Below are 17,938 nucleotides of genomic sequence, written 5' to 3' on the forward strand. Positions count from 1 at the left end.
GATGGAAGCGCCCGGCCGACACAGGTTGCCGAAGGACGACGTTCGGCCCTCGACCGGCGCCGAGTGGGTACCCCGCGTGTGGAAGCACATGAAGCCCGGCCGGACGACTCTCCCGCGAAGAGCGTCGAGGGGCGGTCCGGGCCGCTTGTGGGGGCGCGTACTCATGTACCGACCCTGCTGCCCGGCCAGGATGGCGGGCATGGACCTTCCCACCGCGCCTGCGGCGTTCGACGATTCCGTACGGCCCCGCGCAGGCCGGGGCGCGGACGTCGGGACTGCGGTGGGGCTGCTGCTCCTCGAAGTGCTCGCTCTGTCGGGCACCTTCGGCGTCTGGTTGATGTCCGGCGTGAGCCTGGATCCGAGCAAGAGGGCGAGCCCCGGTCCGCTGGAGGGCTGTCTCCTCGCCGCCGGCGTGGTGGGGACCCTGACCGTGGTGGCGGCCGTGATCGCCGTAAGGTCCCGTGCTGTGGTGACGGCGTGGATCCAGTGCTTCTTGGCCGTCGTGGTGGTGGCGGGGGTGACCGGCCCAGTGACTGTCCAGCGGCACGAGAAGCACACCGAACACCCGGCTCCTCTCCCCGTGTTCACCGGCGAGGCCGGCTGCCGCAGCGGCGGCGACACCAACGAATGCGCGGGCACCGGGGGCTGAGTCGAGGCCACGACCGCGGGGGCGCCCGGAGGATCCCCTACCCGGGGTACCCGGGGGTCGATCACCAGCGCGTGGGGCGGACGGCCCGCTGCCGGCCGGTGGCCGGCAGCGGCGGGTGTCGGTGCCGGGGGCCGGGGAGGCCAGCAGGACTCAGGACCGGCCGCTGCCGCAGGTTGCTGTCGAGCACCAGCGGCGGCGGCCTGACGTGTCCAGGAAGAGCCAGCCGCAGTCGTCGCTCGGGCAGGCGCGCAGAGTGAGGCGGCGGGGGTCGGCGAGGAGGTCGGCGGCGAAGCGGGCGGTGGCGAGGACAGGGAGGCGCAGGCCCGTGGCGGGCGGGAGGCGCCAGTGGGCGAGGCCGTCGTCGTCAAGGTCCAGGACGGCCGCTCGGGCGGCCGCCTCGGCGAAACCGGCGACGGTGCGGAACGCGCGGAGATCGGCAGGGTCGGTCAGGCAGGCGTAGAGGGCGGTGCGGAAGGTCTTGGCCTCCGCCAGGGCTTCGGCCGCCTCGGTCGGGTGGGCGCTCGCCCTGGTCAGGAGGCGGTCCACCGCGTCGTCGTCGGTCAGGGCCTGACGGCCGGCCCAGACGGCCAGGGTGCGGTAGGTGCGCAGCCAGTCGGAGCCGGGGACAGCGGGGGCGTGGTGCCAGCCCGCGTAGGTGTTGCAGAACTCCAGCGCCGGGTGGCCGCCCGTGGACCAGGGCAGCCACTCCTCGCGGACCCGGACCGCGTAGAGCGGGGCGGGCGGGCGGTCGAGGCGGGGGTCCGCGTTCAGGATGCGTTCGTGGAGCGTGGTGAGAGCCGGTCCCGGTTCGATGCCGAGTTCGGTGACCAGGTGGTCGCGGGTGGCGCGGTGGAGTTCCAGCGCCTCCGTCTGCCGGCCGGCCCGGTAGAGCGCCGTCATCTGGGCGGCCACCAGCCTTTCCCTGCCGGGATGTTCGCCGACGAGCGGGGTCAGGTCGGTGATGACCCGTTCGTGGAGGCCCATCGTGAGCTGCGCCTCGGCGCGCTGTTCCAGTGCGGTCAGGCGGAGTTCGGAGAGCCGGCCGCCGAGCCGGGCCCGCTGGGTCGGGTCCAGAGTGCCGGCGAGGAGCGGGCCGCGCCAGAGAGCGAGGGCCTTGTCGTGGCAGCGGACCTGTTCGCCGGGGTCGGCGGCGAGGGCTGCCCGGCCGGCCAGGTCGAGGAACTCCCGTACGTCCACGGTGTGTTCGCTCACGTCGACGGCATAGCCGTCGTGGCGGGTGTCCACGGTCACTCCGTACGGCCTGAGCGCGGACCGCAGCCGACCGACGTACGTGTGGAGGGTGACGCGGGCACCGTCGGGCGGGACACCGTTCCATACGAGGTCCGTGAGCCGGTCGGTGGTGACCGGCCGTCCCGCCTCCAGAAGGAGGACCGCAAGCAGGCACCGCTCCTGGCGCCGGCTCCCGAGCCGCACGAGCCGCCCTTCGTGGCGAGCCTCGAAGGGGCCGAGCAGGGTGAAGTCCATGGCCGGCCACTCTAAGGGCTGTCCCGTAGGGGCCGGTGGTCAGGATGTGGTCAGAGGGTCGGGGGAGCCTTGCGGCCGTTCCGCTCGATCTCACCGAGGAGTTCCCATGAAGCGACGCGTTCTCATTCCTCTGACGGCCGTCGGCGTTCTTCTGACGGTCACCGCGCCCGCCGGCGCCTCCGAGTCCACCGGCGGCTGGGAGCCCGCCCCCTCTCCCGCCTGGTCCTATCCCGCCGGTGCCCGCTGCGACTTCGCCGTCCAGGGTTCGCCCGTGGTCGACGAGGTCGTGCGGCGCACCCCTCGCCACGGAGGAGGACGGTACGAAGCTCGTCGAGTACAGGGGTGAGCTTGTGGTCCGGATCGTCAACTCCGAGACCGGCGCCTCGTACGACGCGGACGCGAGTGGCCGCGCGGTGGTCGAGATCCGTCCGGATCGCTCCCAGTCCTGGTACGTCGTCGGCCCGATCCTCGCGGGCTTCGGCGAAGGCGGCGGGAACGTGCCGCGCGGCCTCTACACGGTCGACGGGGCCTACACACTGGAGCTCTCCACCACCGGCTACAAGACGCTGAAGCTGATCCACGGGACCTCGGATCCGCTGTGCTCCAAGGTCAGTTGACGGCCGCGTGGAGCAGGGTCCGGTAGGGCTCGGACTCGTCCCGGTCACTCCCGTTCCCCGGCAGTCCGGTCACTTTCCGTAAGGAGCCGGCTCGGGTCTCTCGGGGAGGCCCTCCCCTTCCGGAGGGGAGCGAAGTCACGGACGCGCAGACACCTCTTCCAGGAGAGGAGTGGCTTCCCCACCCCACCCATGGCGCGTTCGGCCGTCGGCAGAGCGTGCTGGGCACGCCGCCCGGGGTCACCCCGGCCGCGCCCCAGCACGCTGCTGTGCGCATGGGTTCGACTCCTCCGACGACGATCTCGCGGCACTACCCGGCATGAACCGCAGGCCTGCCGGTGGGAAAACCAGACCTGGTGCACCTTCGCGAAGTACTCCTCGCAGAGTGCCCTGAGGCGAGACCCGGTCGTAGGGAACCGGGCGCTCGGGGCCGCACGTCCCCCCGTACATGCTGATCGTTCTCGGGATACTCTTCGCCGTCGCGCCCACCGTCGTCTGGATGACGATCGCCCGCACCCGTTCTGTCGGCTTCGCGATCGGCGGCGCGCTGCTCGCCGGAGCCGGCGTGCTGATCAGCGTCCAGCAAGGCTGGCTCGACGCCCCCAGGCCCGACGTCCATCTCGTGTTCACGGTCCTGGCGCCTCTGCTCATCGCCTGCGGGGCGGGGCTGGAAGGCCGGCACGAGGAATCCCCTCCCCCGGAATGGATCTCGCGCCGCAACGGAGCGATCGGCTTCCTGGGGACGCAGTTCGCCCTTACCCTCGTGGCCGGCCTCCTTTACGCGCTGATGCTCAGCGAAGGCTCGGATGCCCCGCCGTCCGAGGCTCTCCCCTCATTGCCGCCGGGCATCAGCATGGTCGACGAAGGCACCAGCTGCGGTTCCGGCGGCTGCTGGCGCGCCGCGACGGTCACCAGCGGGGACGGCCTGTCCCGCCCGGAGATCATCCGCGAACTGGACCTCCAGCAGGAGAGCTGTCGCTCCAGCGGCTGGCTGCTCGACTGGCGTGACGTCTGCGTCGGAGCCAGCGACAACGGCAAGAACGTCACCATCTACGCCAGCTGGGGATACTGAAAGAACGGCGGGGCCGTGTGACAAGCCGCTCGACCGTCGGCCGGTGCGGCACTACGCGCATCCGGCTGATCCGGCCTGCCCCGTCCCGCGGCAGCTCGGTCGGTCGACGCGACGGGAACAACGACATCCTGCGCGCCGGACGTGGGGTGACATGCGCGGCCTGTATGCAGACCAGCGGTACACCCCGGGCTGCCGCCCGGCCCCGGGCCACCGCGATGCCGCTGGAGCCCTGACCCGGTGCCGGACTCGGACCACGGCCCATCAGCCGACAAAGCCGGCTGCGCCCCGCTCGTTGTGCCGGTGCGCAGGACGAAGCGACGGCTGGGGACCCGGACGGGGGCCGGGCCGCCGCGCCGCGCGCTGCGTTTCCGCATCGAGGCCGCCCTCGCCCGGTGCCCTGGGGTGACACCGTGGTCGGCACCGCGCGGGCGGGACCGGTCGCTGCGACGGCGGCAGGTGGCGCCTCGTAGGCTTCAGCCATGACTGAGATCATCCAGACTCCGACACCCCGAGACGCCTTCGAGCTGCTCATGGCCGGCAACCAGCGCTTCGTCGCAAGCACCCCCGAGCACCCGAACCAGGACGTCGCTCGCCGTGCCGAGACCGCGCCGTCCCAGAAGCCGTTCGCTGTGCTGTTCGGCTGCTCCGACTCGCGGCTGGCCGCCGAGATCATCTTCGATCGCGGCCTGGGCGACCTGTTCGTGGTGCGCACCGCCGGACATGTGACCGGGACCGAAGTCCTCGGCTCGATCGAGTTCGGGGTGAGCGTCCTGAACGCGCCGCTGGTCGTCGTCCTCGGCCACGACTCCTGCGGCGCGGTCGCCGCGGCCTGCTCCGCGCTGGAGAACGGGCAGACGCCGGGCGGCTTCGTCCGCGACATCGTCGAACGCGTCACCCCGAGCGTGCTGGCCGCCCGTGCCGCCGGCCGCGAGAAGCCCGATGAGATCCTCGCCGAGCACATCGAACACACCGTGGACCTGCTCCTCGAGCGCTCCCGTACCCTGGCCGACGCGGTGGCTGCCGGCCGCGTCGCCGTGGTGGGACTGTCCTACCGCCTGGCCGACGGCAGCGCCCAGCTCGTCGCCACCCGCGGCCTTGATGCGGCGGTCACCCCCGCGTCCTGACCGCCTCGCAGCGGCCCGCCCACACAGAAGTGCGGGGCCCCGCACGGCCGCTCACACGGAACCGCGGGGCCCCGCAGCCCGGCGAAGCCGGTTGGCGATGGCCAGCCCCAGCCCTTCCTCCGCCGGCAGGGAGGCGACGATGAGGTCGCACCCCTGCCGGTCGAGCTCGCGCAGGAACCCGTACAACCCGTGCGCGTAGGCGTCCGGCGCGCCGGGCAGGGCCACCACGGCGTGCGCCTTCACCTCGAGGTCGGCGAGGGAGGACGGGAGAAGCACGCCCACCTGGTGCCCCGCCTCCCCCGCTGCCTCGGCTTCGGCGACGACCTTCTCCGGCTCGACCAGGACGACCCGCGCACGCGGCGCGTAGTGCGACGGGTGCTGGCCCGGCACCCGGACACCGCTCGTGGACGGAACCGCGACCGGGTGCCCCAGCACCGCCTCGAGGCCCTCGCGCGTCACCCCGCCGGGCCGCAGGATGCTCGGCATCTCGCCCGTGACATCGACGATGGTCGATTCGACGCCGACCAGGCAGGAGCCGCCGTCCAGAATGAGGTCGACGGCGTTGCCGAGCTCCGCCCGGACGTGGTCCGCCGTGGTGGGGCTGACCGAACCGAACCGATTGGCGGAAGGGGCCGTGACGCCGCCGCCGAAGGCCGACAGCAGCGCACGAGCGACAGGGTGGTCGGGCACACGCACGGCCACCGTCTCCAGCCCACCCGTCGCCTCCAACGGCACCCGGTCCCCGCGCCGCAGGACGAGCGTCAGCGGCCCCGGCCAGAAGCGTTCGGCCAGCAGGCGCGCGGCTGCCGGCACCTCCGCGACCCAGTCGTCGAGCTGCTGCGCGTCAGCGATGTGGACGATCAGCGGGTGGGAGGGCGGACGGCCCTTGACCTGGAAGATCCGCGCGACCGCCGCCGGGTCCTCGGCATTGGCGGCCAGACCGTAGACGGTCTCGGTCGGCAGGGCCACCAGGCCCCCGTCACGCAGCACACCCGCTGCCTGCTCGATATCAGTGGCTGTCGCTGTCACGCTCGTGCTTCCTTCACCGTTCCGTTCTCCCGCGTCCATGGTCCCGCCGGCTCATGACGACGACACCACGCACGCCCTACAGCCCTCATGATGCCGCCCACGAGCATCCAGTTCACGTGCCGCTGCGACGGGCATAGGCGCGGGCGGCCGGGGCGCGGTCGCCACAAGGGGTGGAACACCAGTGGCCTCCCGGCCATGAGGGCGCAGGAGGAACCGGTCACGGGGCGTGGATCCGCAGGCGGCGAGGAGGACGGCGTCGGGGCCGGTGAGCAGGCCGGCGTCGGCGGCGGCGAGGGGCGCGAGGACATGGTTGACGGCCTGGCCGGTGGGCTGGGCCTGGATGCGGCGCAGCCCTTGGGTGCCGCATCCAGGCGAACAAAAGTGCGGTCGGTACGGAGGCGAGCGTCTGGGCAAGAGGGCCGGCGCGGCGGACGCCGAGGGGTTCGCGGCCCGATGGCGCCGGTCACCGCCCTCGCAGCGCGCCGAACCAGCGGACGATTGACGGTGTGGCCGCGACATTGGACCCCGCGTGGCGCGAGGCCTGGTGGTCGACGGCGCCGACATCGACGACCGGGGCCTTCACGCCGTTCTCCCGCAGGGCCGACCGGCACTGTGTGGTGTTGGCGGTGACGGCCTGCTCGTCGCCGGTCGCCATGTACAGGCGCACCGGGGCATCCGGCACCCAGTCCGTGCACACGGCGTCGGTCGTGCGCAGCGCGTCCGCGAATGCCCCCGTCGGATGCTCCATCAGCTCCTGGCCGTGGTCGGTCAGCAGCTCGCCCACGGCCCTCGGGGTGCCCGCCATGAGCTGCGCCCCGGTGTGGGCACCGTCGAACAGCTCCTCGACATCGTCGGCGTACTCCTTCTCGAAAACCTCGTGGGGACTGTCGTAGATCGGGTGGAGCCGGTTGAACGCCACCAGGGTGTAGGCCGCGTAGACCGCACCGGATTTCGCGTCCACGTCTCCACCGAACAGCGCGGGCAGCTCCGTACCGCCGAAGTCGTACGCACCGCTCACCGGCGCCAGCGCACCCAGCCTGAACCACCGGTCCCCACCCGCCTCAAGGGCGCGCCCCAGGCCCAGGGCCGCGGAGGCGCCCTGTGAGAAGCCGGTGACCTGGACCTCGCGTTCCAGAACATGCCCGGTGCGGGGTGCGAAGGCACGGGCGGCGCGCAGCATGTCCAGGGAAGCCGTGGTCTCCGATCCGATGTCCATCCACGGGTGCGGGCCGGGCCCCTTGCCCATCCCCAGGTAGTCGGGCGCCACCCCGGCCGCGCCCGCCGCCGCGTGCGCGACGACCGGCGCCGACAGGAACTCCCCCCGCCGCATCGACGGGGAGTCGTCCTTGTGGACACCGGTCCCGTGCGCGTAGGAGACGGCTTGTATGGGCCGCTCGCCGGTGAGCGGCAGCACGAGAAGCCCGCTCGCCGTCGTGGGGAGTCCGTGCACGTCCACCGTTCGGTAGACCAGCCGGTATGCGATCACCCCGTGCCGTACGGTGGCGCCTGCGAACCCTGCCGCTGCCAGTTCGGTGACCACGTCCGCCGGGGTGGCGAGCGTGTACAGCTTCTCCGCGGAGACCAGCGTGCCCCGCATCTGCGTACGGGCTGCGGGTTGCACGGCGGCGGCGGTGGCAGCGGGTCCGCCGATCAGGAGCGCGCAGCAGACAGCGGCCAGAGGCGACCTCAGTCGGCGGCTGTATCGAATCCGGGCGGTCTGCAGAGGCGCGTGTGTGGTCATGCTTCTCCTGAGTGTGGCCGGACAGCTACGGCCTCCACCCTCACAAGCGGCAGACGGACCCGCACTGGGGCGGGCCTCCGAACCGGCGTAGGGGATACCCCCGGACGGGCGCCACGAAGGCGAGTCTTTCAAGTGGCGCTCCGGACGGACCAGGTACGCAGGGACGTGAGGAACCCGACCGCGGCGGCGAACACCTCGGCCCCGTCCGGGTCCGGCTTGGTGAACTCCAGCCCCAGGCGCGGCCGTGCTCTCGATCAGAGGGTTCGCGGCCGGTCGGGGCCGAGCGTGTCCGCTCGGGTTCCGTCATGCCTCCCTCGCAGCTCCCGAAGGTGCGAGTGGGCGCCCATCCGCGGCTCGGCGCGACAAGGCCGAAAGGTGGGGCCCCTGAGGGGCAGGTGACACGGTGACCGGCCGACGCCACCAAGCGCCCCGCATGCCCCCTGCCCGAGGTCAGCGTCCTGACGGACCGTCGGACTCATGGGGGACACCAGGGAAGTACCGTGTGCGGCCGGGTGCGGCCGGACCGACCCACCCGAAATTCTGAACGAGATGGACGACGGGCAGCATCAGTGCGACGAGTGCCTCGGAGCGGCTGTAGCCGGCGGATCCATGGACGACACGCTGCCGACTGCGGACGCACGCGTCACCCGGCCCATCGGCGAACCCGACGAAGCCCACCACCGCAGCCGCAACGTCGCCTGACGTGCTTACGCCCCCGGCCCGAACGACAGGGAGAGGTCTGGGCCGGGCCCGTTCTCGTCCCTGTTCAGCACCTCACCCGTCCACCGGCCCAACCGTCGGGTGCGGGTGCCTGAGTCCCGGCCCCTCCGCTGCCCCGGACAGCGGTCCGGCGTCGTCCTGGCCGGGGCGGGAAGGAGCGCGCGGATCAGCCGACCAGATCCGGCGCACGCAGCATTTCGGTCGGGATCCCCCAGGCGTCCACGAGGCCGACGGCGAGGGGCCGGACCTTGCGGCACAGGTCGTTCACCTCGCGGCTGATCGCCTTGGAACGCTGGACGGTCAGCCGGCCGTGCTCCATGAACCAGGCCCGGTCCGCCTCGATCGTCGACAGGGCGAACAGATCGCAGAGCAAGCCGAGCGCGACCTTGTTACCGCCCTCGGGCAGCGCACGGACCTTGTCCACGAACGCCTCAAGCACCAGCCGCTCGACGTGGGCGTGGGCCACCGCGATGACGTGGTCCTGCACCTGCGAGAAGACGACGCCGGGGTCGCGCTTCTGGTCGATCCCGCGCTTGAGCCTGCGAGCCACGCCGGCGAGCATGTGCTCCTCGCGGTAGCGGAGCATGGCGAGATGGTATTCCGAGTCGAGCAGCCCGGCTTCCTGGTCCCACTCGTCACCGCCGGGCAGCAGGTCACGTACCCGTTCGAGCAGCTTGTGGACCGAGGTCTTCTCGATGACGGTCTCGACGGCGAGGTTGGTGACGTAGCGGACCATGCCGAGCTGGTCCAGGTCCTCGAACTCGCTCGCGTAATGGGTGAGCAGGCCCTTCGCCACAAGCTGCAGCAGGACGTGGTTGTCACCCTCGAAGGTGGTGAAGATGTCGCTGTCGGCCTTCAGGGCGGCGAACCGGTTGACGGTGAGATAGCCCGCGCCTCCGCACGCCTCGCGGCACTCCTGGACGACCCTGGTGGCGTGCCAGGTGGCGAGCGCCTTGGTGCCGGCGGCCCGCGACTCCAGACGGCGACGCGCCTGCGGGTCGTCCGCGATGCCGGAGAACACGTCGTGCAGCTGCGTGCGCACGACGTCCTGCGCGAAGTGCAGCGCGTACGTACGCGCGATGAGGGGCAGCAGGCGACGCTGATGCAGTCCGTAGTCGAGGAGCAGTTGCTCCTCTGTGTCCGAGGCCGCCTCGAACTGCCGTCGCCGCACGGCATACTTCGTCGCGATCACGAGGGCGACCTTCGCGGCGTTGACCCCGGCGCCGCCCACGCTGACCCGGCCCTGCACCAGCGTGCCGAGCATGGTGAAGAAGCGGCGGTCGGGGTTCTCGATCGAGCTCTCGTAGACGCCTTCGGCGGTGACGTCGGCGAACCGGTTCAGCAGCGCCTCGCGTGGCACCCGCACGCCGTCGAACCAGATGCGGCCGTTGTCCACCCCGTTGAGGCCCATCTTGCGGCCGTCGTCCTCGATCCGGACTCCGGGCGCCACCTCGCCACCGACCCTGACCGGCACGACGAACGCGTGCACGCCCTCGGATTTCCCGCCCACCTCCAGCTGGGCGAAGACGACCGCCAGTTCGGCGTGCCGGGCCGCGTTGCCGATGTAGTCCTTGCGCGCGTGGTCGCCCTCGGTGGTGATCACGAACTCCTGGCCGGCGGCGTCGTACCTCGCCACGGTGCCGAGCGCCTGGACATTGGAGCCGTGCCCGGTCTCCGTCATCGCGAAGCACCCCATCAGCTTCCCGGTGATCAGGTCCGGCAGATACGCGGCGTGGTGGCGTTCTGTTCCCAGATGCAGGATCGCGCCACCGAACAGCCCGAACTGCACACCGACCTTCACCAGCACCGACAGGTCGCCGAAGGCAAGCGTCTCGAACGCGGCGATCGAGGCTCCGATGTCGCCACCCCCGCCGTACTCGGTCGGGAATCCCATGCCCGTCTGGCCGGTCGCGGCCATCCCGACCACCAGTTCGCGCACCCGCTCGCGAAACGCGTCGACGCCGAGCTCGTCGGCCTCCTCGAGAACGGAGGCATACCTCACCAGGTTGGACCGGACGAGGTCGCGGATCCCGGCGTACCCGCCGTCGAGCACTTCGGTGAGTGCACGGACGTCGAGTTCCGGCTGTACGTATCCGCTCGCGGGAGTGGATGTGGTGTCAGTGGCCATGCCACTTCGCTACCCCGCCCGGAGACGATCAAGCCGTCGGCCACCGCGCTCGGAGCCGTACGAGGCCAGGCAACGGGGTTGGTGCGTGGGGCGGCACAGGGTGGTACAGCCTGCTGTACCCGGGGTTGGGGTGTGCACGGCAGTGATCGAAGAGCTCGGCACTGGTGTGCTTGAGGCATCGCAAGGGCGGCGCCCCGAGGCCGCCGCTCAGCCGTTGCCGTGCCACCGCTCGGCCTCCCCGAAGGGACACTCCGGTGACGATCACCAGCCACCACCAGCAGGCCACATCACCAAGCCGTAGTTCCATCCGCCGCCGACCGCTCACCTGGTTCTTCGCACTGGCCCTGGGGCTGAGCTGGCTGGCGTGGACGCCGTACATCCTCTCCGAGAACGGTGTCGGCCTGTGGCACTGGACCTTCCCGGGCGGCGCGCTCGGTAGCCAGTTGCTCGGCGTCCTGCCCGGCGCGTACCTCGGCCCGATCGGTTCGGCGCTGCTGATCACCGCCATGACCGAGGGGCGCGCAGGCCTGCGGGCGTGGCAGAGGCGGATGACGAAGCTGAGAGTGAGCTGGCGTTGGTTCCTGGTCGTTGCGCTCTCCGTGCCGGCCGCGCTGACGATCGCCACCACCGCGCTGACCGACCAGAACCCGGTGGTGCCGTCGGCCACGGTGCTTGCCGCGTACGTCCCCGGCCTGATCATCCAGATGATCACCACCGGTCTCGCCGAGGAGCCGGGGTGGCGCGAGTTCGCGATGCCGCACATGCAGCGTCGCTACGGTCCGCTGGTGGCGACCCTGATCGTGGGTGTGTTGTGGGGCTGCTGGCACCTGCCGCTCTTCCTGACCGACTGGGGCGGCGGCCAGGACGCCGGCCCGTCTCGGCTGCTTGCCTTCCTGGGTACGACGCTCGCGTTCAGCTTCGTGTTGACCTGGGTGTTCAATCGCTCCCACGAAAGCATGCCGCTGGTCATGCTGCTGCACACCAGCGTGAACAACTTCTTCTCCGTGGCGTGGCCCCACATGTTCCCCACGACAGAGAGCGAGACCACGATTTACGCTTTTCTGATCGCGTCGACGTTGGGCGCGGCGATTGTTCTGCTGGCCACCCGGGGCCGGCTGGGCCTTCGCTGACGTGATGACGTGCCGCCGACGTCACGGAAGCCTCCTCCGCACGAGGAGGTCTTTTCGCCCCTCCCCCTCCCCCCTTGCCCTCTCCCCCGGGGAGGGCGGTGACCCGAAGCCGCCGGGTCGTGCAGGCAAAAGAACCAAGGGCTGTCCCGCAATCGCTGGTCACGCGTTGCCAAACGCCCTCATGCCGACTTGGGGGCAGCGGGGTCGTCACTGGGTCTCGATGCACAGGTCCCGGAGGTACCGGTCGAGACGTGTCCCGTCCTCGCCGTGCGTGTGCTTACCGGGGATGAACCCCGCCCGCTGGGCCACTGCGGCAGATGCGGCGTTCTCCGGCTCTACCTGGATCACCGCCTCCTTCCCGCCCTCACTTGCCGCGTACCGGGAGACCAGGAGGACCGCGCGGGTGGCCAGGCCGCGCCCCCTCCAGGACGGGTAGAGGCCGTAGGCGATATTCACCTGGCCGGGAGCCAAGCCCTCTGCTGCGAACCGCAGGTCGATCGTCCCCGCGAGCACCTCGTGGGCGCCTACCCGGATGCCGAAAGCGCGGAGTGGCCCGGCGGTCTCCCACTGTTCCCGGCAGTGCCGGATGTACGCTTCGACACCCTCGCGTGTGCCTGGACCGCCGCTGAGCCAGCGAACCAGCGGCTCATCCTCCCCCGCGAGGTGCGCCTCCGCATCGTCCAAGCGCAGCGGGGACAGAGCGATGATCCCGTCGGACAGCTTCACTTCATGCATCCGGCGATTCTTGACGCCGGAGCTGCATCGCGCCATCGGATTCCGCGGGGTATCGCGCAGAGCCCGCCACCACAGAGGATGATCTCGGTGTGGCTGGTGTGATCACGGCGTCGGAGCCGTCCTGGATATCCCCGTCCCTCGGGCTGAGCTCGCGTCAGTTCGGCCAGCTGGTAACCGCGTTGTGGCGCCAGGGTGCGGATCCGGTACGCAAGGGCCGGCCGTGGAGCTTGCCGCTGGAGGACCGCGTGCTGCTGGTCCCCGCGTACTGGCGGACGAACCTGACACCGCGCCAACTGGCCCCATTGTTCGGGGTGCCCAAGTCCACTGCCGACCGGATTGTCGATCACCTCGGCCCGTCGCCGGCACTGCAGCCGCGTAAACGGTTCCGCCGCAACGCCGTACTGATCGTGGACGGCACCCTGGTCCCCACCCGCGACCACCAGGTCGCCGAGCAGTCGAAAAACTACCGCTATTCGACCAACCACCAGGTCGACATCGACGCCGACACCCGCCTGGTCGTCGTGGTCGGCCGACCACTGCCGGGCAACCGCAACGACTGCTAGGCCGTGTCCGATGGGTCGCGTGACTCGCCTTTCGCTGGATCGTCTCGGTCGATGTGGGGCGAGGTGATCTTTCAGATGACGAGTGGATGCGGCTGGAGCGGCATCTGCCACAAAACCGCGGCCGGGGCGGGCGCTGGCAGTGCCACCGCCGGGTGATCAACGGGATTCTCTTCTGGCAACGAACCGGCCTGCCCTGGAGGGATCTGCCGCAGCAGTTCGGCAAGTGGAAGACGGTTCACGATCGTCATCGCAGATGGTCGGCGGACGGCACGTTGGAGAAGATCCTGCGGGCCGTCCAAGCCGACGCTGATGCAGAGGGCCGAATCGACTGGAGCATGGTGAGCGTCGACTCGACGTCCTGCCGAGCACACCAGCACGCAGCCGGTGCGCTCACCCGCGCGCCACACATTCCGGGCCGCCGCAGGCGCCCGGCCAGACGCCGTTCCGACGAGGGCCTGGGTCGCTCCCGGGGAGAATTGAACTGCAAGATCCACCTGGCCAGCGAAGGCGGTCGTCGCCCGTTGGCCTTCGTCATCACGCCCGGACAGGGGGGTGACGCCCCGCAGTTCATACCTGTGCTCGAACAGGTCAGAGTTCCAAGGCCGGGTGGCGGACGCCCACGCACCCGACCGGACCACGTCGGAGGCGACAAAGCGTATTCCCCTCGCCGAAACCGCCGGTACCTGCGGCGCCGGCAGATCAAGCACACGATCCCTGAACCCAGGGACCAGCGAGCCAACCGCCAACGGCGGGGCAGCAAGGGCGGTCGGCCCACTGGTTTCGACACGACGGTCTACCGGCGCCGCAATGAGGTCGAGCGCACCATCAACCGCCTCAAGACGTTCCGCGCGGTCGCCACGCGCTACGACAAGAGAGCGTATGTCTTCCACGGGACGGTCGCGGTCGCGGCGATCCTACTGTGGCTCCGCCCGTGACTTCCACGTCCTCGCCTATTGGTCTTCCGGGACCAAGACGCCAAGCTCGACTTCTTCGAAAACGCGTGACCACCAGGATTCCTCGTCCTCGAACACCACCGGATCGCTCCGCCTGGCCCGCTCAAGCACGTCTTCGACGTAGTCCTCGTAGTCGTCGTCCGCATCGGTCCTTCCGGACCAGGCGAACGCCTCCCACACCTTTAGGACGTTCTGCAGACCAGCAACCGAAGAGTTGACCAGCCCGTACTGCTGGTCCCCATCGCCTTCGTAGCCGCGGAGCATCCAGACTTCGCCGCTGTCGATCAGCAGCCAGTATGTGTTGACGCCGTCCTCGAACGCGCCGAGGAACACCGCCCGCCCCGGCGGAAGATCGCGGACCTCCAGCTCCCGACCCGCGTCCCGCACGAACAGGCGATTGCAGTCGGTCGGCAAGCCTTGTTCGCCCAGCTCAGACACCGTCTCCCGGCCCACACCCATGCGCGCGAGAGAGCTCGCGTCATACGCCTGCCACTGCATGCTCGACAACCGGCACCCCCTACTCGATCCGTCCCACCGATCCTCTCAGACCTCGTAGACGACCCATCGGACAGGACCTAGGCACTGTCCGGCGGATCATGAGGGTCCATAGGATCTGACCATGATTAACGTGCAGGTCCGTGGCGAGAGCGGCACGGTCGAAGCCCGCGCCGAGCATGGTCTGGCATGGGGGCCAGAGCTGGCCGCTCTCGACCAGTCGGAGTTTCCGATGCTGGGGCATCTGCTGCCGTACGCGGACACTGTTTTCAACAGCCGCCAAGTGGTCACCCTGCTGGCGGAAGTACCGCGCCTGCCTCCAGGCATAGTCACCGATGCCCTCGCGCGTGAGCTTCTGGACTTGGGCCAGACGGTTCTCGACGGACAGCACCTCTACCTATGGTTCCTCGGGGACTGAGACAGCAGGTCTGCTCAGCCCCCGAGCCAGAGCCGGATCGCGGCGGTGGTTACGGTGCCGTGGAAGACATAGGCGCGTTTGTCGTAGCGAGTGGCGACGGCCCGGTGGTTCTTGAGCCGGTTGATCGTCCGTTCGACTTCGTTGCGGCGCTTGTAGATCTCTGAGTTGAAGCCGGTGGGCCGGCCGCCGTTGCTGCCGCGGCGTTTGCGGTTGGCCCGCTGGCCCTTCGGCTCGGGAAAGGTGTGCTTGATCTGACGTCTGCGCAGGTAGCGGCGGTTCCGCCGCAAGCTTATGCCTTGTCGCCAACGACGTGGTCCGGTCGGGTTCGCGGGTGACCGCCCTGCGGCCGGCGGACTCGGATCCGTTTTGAGAACTTCGATCAGCTGCGGTGCGTCGCCCCACTGGCCCGGTGCGACCAGGAAGGCAAGCGGGCGGCAGCCTCCTTCACCTGAAAGGTGGATTTTGCAGGTCAGGCCGCCCCGGGACCGTCCGAGCCCCTCGTCGGGTCGGTGGTTTCGGGGCGTCGCCCTTTTTTCGGGACGCGCGGTGCCTTCTTGCGGGCCCCGGCAGCGTGCTGATGGGCCCGGCAGGACGTGGAGTCGACGCTGACCATGCTCCAGTCGAGCCGGCCAGCCAGGTCAGCGTCGGCCTGGACAGCACACAGGATCCGGTCCCACGTACCGTCCGCTGACCAGCGGCGATGACGTTCGTAAACGGTCTTCCAACTGCCGAAACGCTCCGGAAGGTCCCGCCACGGTATGCCTGTCCGCACGCGGAAGAGGATCCCGTTGACCACCCTCCGGAGATCGCACCAACGACCGCCGCGTCGCCCGACAGGCGGCAGATGTGGCTCCAGCCGCACCCACTCCACATTCGTCAGATCACCCCGCCCCATGCGGAGCACAACGACTCACCTGCCCGACAGTCACATGAACCGCCGGACAGTGCCTAGGCGTGGGAGCTGGCCGGCGCGAAGGACGCCGTCGGCCGCACCACGGTCATCGCGGACGGCGGCTGCCGCGGCACCGGCCTCGTCGTCCCGCACCGCCGTGAGAAAGGCCAGACCGAACTCCCCGCCTGGAAAGAGGAACACAATGCCTCCCACCGCAAAGTCCGCGTCCGTGTCGAGCACGCCTTCGCCCGCATGAAGACCTGGAAGATCCTCCGAGACTGCCGCCTCAAGGGCGATGGCGTTCACCACGCCATGCTCGGCATCGCCCGCCCGCACAACCTCGCCCTCGCGGATAACGGGCAAACGGCCGGGCCATCCCGCACGTCAGAGACGATTTACGGGACAAGCCTCAGGTATCGGAGTAGAGCAGAATCCTTCGCATTCGCAAAATAGGGTACTCGCCGTTCGCGCTGGCGATCCGCACGGTGTTGACTCCGGGGCGAAGCAGCTTCCCGGATACCGTGAAGGTGATATTTCGAGGCGCACCATCGCCTGTCGATTCGACAGCGGAACGGGTGACAGCCGCCCCATTGGCCGTCACTGCCAGCATCACCATGCGCGGAGCTGCGCCAAGGCCGCCTACCCCTGCAGTCACCCGGAGACTCAGGCGAGGGGCAGGGCGTTTCCCGGCCTGAAAGTCAAAACTGATCCATCCTCCCGGACTCACCGACATGTGGCTGACAGCCCGAGCGCACCCCCAGTAGCGCACTCCCGGACCGACAGGTCGGTCCCTGCTGGTGAAGTCCGCAACTACCGAACGCATAGAACCCCTGGTTCACTCGTCGTGACGTCAACAGCAGACGAACACGCTGCACCGCAGAGGCACATCGGAAGGCCTCCGGAGGAGCGGGCTTCTCCGTCCTTCGGTGCAACGTAGGAATTCAGCTTCTGGTTCACCGGAGTGGAACGCTCGGAGGAGAGAATGTGGCGGTCTGACGCCTGTAAGAAAAGGAACAGCCCCTCCCCCGCCCTCGATGCGTTCGCTTCAGATGGGGGCAGGGGCCCTTCCGAGACAGGCACCTCCACAGATCAAGGTAAGAACCCATCCACTCGGGTTCAGGAAGAGCCGGCAGTCTCCACCTTCTGGGCTGGCCTGTCCGGCTGCGCACGTCCACGCCTAACCTCCAACCCGGTGCGCGGCAAGTAAGAGGAGGACTCGGCATACACATGTCATCGGTTCTGGGCGCTGGCTGCCGCAGCCTGCGGCGCGGCCGGTCTCCCCCCACGTGCCGGTGTGCTGTGCCGTCTCCGTGAAGGGCTTTCGACCCGCGTTTCGGAGGGCGCCACCGTGCTTCCAGGGCCTGGCCCGTCGAGGTGGGTCGAGGTTTCCTCGTGTGAGGTGCCATGAGGTCCGCGGTCGGCTGATGCACGACGGCACGGGCAGGGCCCTGGGGTGGAGGTTCAGTCTTCGCGCAGGGCGCGGACGGCCTCCTCCACGCGCTTGCCGTAGTCGGTGTCGGCGGCGCGGAAGTGGGCGATGTTCTTCTCGATCACGTCGTCGCGGGTGACCTGGGAGAGGCCGCCGGCGATGTTGGCGATCAGGCGGTCCTTCTCGTCGGCCGACATCAGCCGGTAGAGCTCGCCCGCCTGGAAGAAGTCGTCGTCCTTGGCGTGGGCGGGGGCTTCGTGTGTGCCGGTCCAGCCGTGCACCGGGAGCGGTGCGGCCAGGGGCTGGCCGGTCTGGGCGGGGCCGGCGTGGGAGTTGGGCTCGTAGTTCTTGTCCTGGCGTGAGCCGTAGCGGGTGGCGTGCAGGCCGTCGCGTCCGTAGTTGTCGACGGTCGTCGCCTTGGGTGCGTTGACGGGCAGCTGGGTGTGGTTGATGCCCAGGCGGTAGCGCTGGGCGTCGGCGTAGGCGAACAGCCGGCCCTGGAGCATCTTGTCCGGGGAGGGGCCGATGCCGGGTACGAAGTTGTTGGGGGAGAACGCCGCCTGCTCGACCTCGGCGAAGACGTTGTCGGGGTTGCGGTCCAGCACGAGGCGGCCCACGCGCTGGAGGGGGACGTCGGCGTGCGGCCAGACCTTGGTGACGTCGAAGGGGTTGAAGCGGTAGTCCGCGGCGTCGGCGGCGGGCATGACCTGTACGTAGAGCGTCCAGGAGGGGTTGACCCCGCGTTCGATGGCCTGGAGGAG

Annotated in this window: 16 protein-coding genes and 4 pseudogenes; 11 read left to right on the forward strand and 9 right to left on the reverse strand. The window is 69.9% G+C overall.

Going from position 1 to position 17,938, the window contains the following annotated elements; genetic code table 11:
* Positions 1 to 199: 199 nt before the first annotated feature.
* Positions 200 to 649 carry a DUF6234 family protein gene (locus ACFY8O_RS30570; protein WP_387908108.1) on the forward strand — a complete coding sequence of 150 codons (450 nt, stop codon included), beginning with the start codon at positions 200 to 202 and terminating at the stop codon, positions 647 to 649.
* Positions 650 to 799: 150 nt separating this feature from the next.
* Here ACFY8O_RS30570 and ACFY8O_RS30575 read toward each other — a convergent pair whose 3' ends face one another.
* Complete coding sequence (locus ACFY8O_RS30575; RefSeq protein WP_387908111.1) at positions 800 to 2,134, reverse strand: BTAD domain-containing putative transcriptional regulator; 1,335 nt, start codon at positions 2,132 to 2,134, stop codon at positions 800 to 802.
* 106 nt (positions 2,135 to 2,240) lie between these two features.
* Between ACFY8O_RS30575 and ACFY8O_RS30580 the strand changes: the two genes are divergently transcribed.
* The 4 genes from ACFY8O_RS30580 to ACFY8O_RS30595 all read left to right on the forward strand — a co-directional run bounded on the left by ACFY8O_RS30580 (position 2,241) and on the right by ACFY8O_RS30595 (position 4,944).
* A complete protein-coding gene (locus ACFY8O_RS30580; protein ID WP_387908115.1) occupies positions 2,241 to 2,480 on the forward strand; it encodes a hypothetical protein in 240 nt (79 codons plus the stop codon).
* 4 nt (positions 2,481 to 2,484) lie between these two features.
* Positions 2,485 to 2,751 carry a hypothetical protein gene (locus ACFY8O_RS30585; protein ID WP_387908118.1) on the forward strand — a complete coding sequence of 89 codons (267 nt, stop codon included), beginning with the start codon at positions 2,485 to 2,487 and terminating at the stop codon, positions 2,749 to 2,751.
* A gap of 445 nt (positions 2,752 to 3,196) precedes the next feature.
* Positions 3,197 to 3,820: a hypothetical protein gene (locus ACFY8O_RS30590; protein WP_387908121.1), complete on the forward strand. Its 624-nt coding sequence runs from the start codon at positions 3,197 to 3,199 to the stop codon at positions 3,818 to 3,820.
* A 479-nt stretch (positions 3,821 to 4,299) separates the two neighbouring features.
* Positions 4,300 to 4,944, forward strand: a complete 645-nt coding sequence (locus ACFY8O_RS30595; protein ID WP_145813287.1) for a carbonic anhydrase — start codon at positions 4,300 to 4,302, stop codon at positions 4,942 to 4,944.
* 51 nt (positions 4,945 to 4,995) lie between these two features.
* Here the strand turns inward: ACFY8O_RS30595 and ACFY8O_RS30600 are convergent, their stop codons facing one another.
* From ACFY8O_RS30600 to ACFY8O_RS30610, 3 genes and pseudogenes are all read right to left on the reverse strand, one after another.
* Positions 4,996 to 5,973 carry an L-threonylcarbamoyladenylate synthase gene (locus tag ACFY8O_RS30600; RefSeq protein ID WP_387908125.1) on the reverse strand — a complete coding sequence of 326 codons (978 nt, stop codon included), beginning with the start codon at positions 5,971 to 5,973 and terminating at the stop codon, positions 4,996 to 4,998.
* 112 nt (positions 5,974 to 6,085) lie between these two features.
* Positions 6,086 to 6,276: pseudogene (locus ACFY8O_RS30605) on the reverse strand (CGNR zinc finger domain-containing protein); the annotation flags it as partial.
* Positions 6,277 to 6,436: 160 nt separating this feature from the next.
* Entirely contained in the window at positions 6,437 to 7,714 is a 1,278-nt protein-coding gene (locus ACFY8O_RS30610; RefSeq protein WP_387908127.1) for a lipase, read from the reverse strand.
* A 549-nt stretch (positions 7,715 to 8,263) separates the two neighbouring features.
* Between ACFY8O_RS30610 and ACFY8O_RS30615 the strand changes: the two genes are divergently transcribed.
* A complete protein-coding gene (locus tag ACFY8O_RS30615; RefSeq protein ID WP_387908130.1) occupies positions 8,264 to 8,416 on the forward strand; it encodes a hypothetical protein in 153 nt (50 codons plus the stop codon).
* Positions 8,417 to 8,600: 184 nt separating this feature from the next.
* Here ACFY8O_RS30615 and ACFY8O_RS30620 read toward each other — a convergent pair whose 3' ends face one another.
* A complete protein-coding gene (locus tag ACFY8O_RS30620; protein ID WP_387908133.1) occupies positions 8,601 to 10,562 on the reverse strand; it encodes an acyl-CoA dehydrogenase family protein in 1,962 nt (653 codons plus the stop codon).
* 254 nt (positions 10,563 to 10,816) lie between these two features.
* Here ACFY8O_RS30620 and ACFY8O_RS30625 point away from each other — a divergent pair, with 254 nt between their 5' ends.
* Entirely contained in the window at positions 10,817 to 11,692 is an 876-nt protein-coding gene (locus ACFY8O_RS30625) for a CPBP family intramembrane glutamic endopeptidase (RefSeq protein ID WP_387908135.1), read from the forward strand.
* Positions 11,693 to 11,899: 207 nt separating this feature from the next.
* Here the strand turns inward: ACFY8O_RS30625 and ACFY8O_RS30630 are convergent, their stop codons facing one another.
* Positions 11,900 to 12,427 (reverse strand): GNAT family N-acetyltransferase, encoded by a 528-nt coding sequence (locus ACFY8O_RS30630; RefSeq protein ID WP_387908138.1) that lies wholly within the window; start codon positions 12,425 to 12,427, stop codon positions 11,900 to 11,902.
* Between the two features lie 89 nt (positions 12,428 to 12,516).
* Between ACFY8O_RS30630 and ACFY8O_RS30635 the strand changes: the two are divergent.
* Together ACFY8O_RS30635 and ACFY8O_RS30640 are read left to right on the forward strand one after the other, a co-directional pair.
* A pseudogene (locus tag ACFY8O_RS30635) lies at positions 12,517 to 12,984 on the forward strand (transposase family protein); the annotation flags it as partial.
* Positions 12,985 to 13,043: 59 nt separating this feature from the next.
* Entirely contained in the window at positions 13,044 to 13,925 is an 882-nt protein-coding gene (locus tag ACFY8O_RS30640; protein WP_387908140.1) for an IS5 family transposase, read from the forward strand.
* A 15-nt stretch (positions 13,926 to 13,940) separates the two neighbouring features.
* Here the strand turns inward: ACFY8O_RS30640 and ACFY8O_RS30645 are convergent, their stop codons facing one another.
* Entirely contained in the window at positions 13,941 to 14,441 is a 501-nt protein-coding gene (locus ACFY8O_RS30645; protein WP_387908142.1) for an SUKH-4 family immunity protein, read from the reverse strand.
* 121 nt (positions 14,442 to 14,562) lie between these two features.
* On the opposite strand from ACFY8O_RS30645, the gene ACFY8O_RS30650 reads away from it, so the two are divergent.
* Entirely contained in the window at positions 14,563 to 14,856 is a 294-nt protein-coding gene (locus ACFY8O_RS30650; RefSeq protein WP_387908144.1) for a hypothetical protein, read from the forward strand.
* Positions 14,857 to 14,870: 14 nt separating this feature from the next.
* Here the strand turns inward: ACFY8O_RS30650 and ACFY8O_RS30655 are convergent.
* Positions 14,871 to 15,751, reverse strand: a pseudogene (locus tag ACFY8O_RS30655) (IS5 family transposase).
* Positions 15,752 to 15,808: 57 nt separating this feature from the next.
* On the opposite strand from ACFY8O_RS30655, the pseudogene ACFY8O_RS30660 reads away from it, so the two are divergent.
* Positions 15,809 to 16,099, forward strand: a pseudogene (locus tag ACFY8O_RS30660) (transposase family protein); the annotation flags it as partial.
* 1,110 nt (positions 16,100 to 17,209) lie between these two features.
* On the opposite strand, the gene ACFY8O_RS30665 reads toward ACFY8O_RS30660, so the two are convergent.
* Positions 17,210 to 17,938, reverse strand: a 729-nt coding sequence (locus tag ACFY8O_RS30665; RefSeq protein ID WP_387908147.1) for a catalase, incomplete at its 5' end; no start/stop codon positions are given.

Origin of the sequence: Streptomyces argenteolus, from assembly GCF_042902585.1 — a bacterium.
Taxonomy (GTDB): Bacteria; Actinomycetota; Actinomycetes; order Streptomycetales; family Streptomycetaceae; genus Streptomyces; species Streptomyces argenteolus.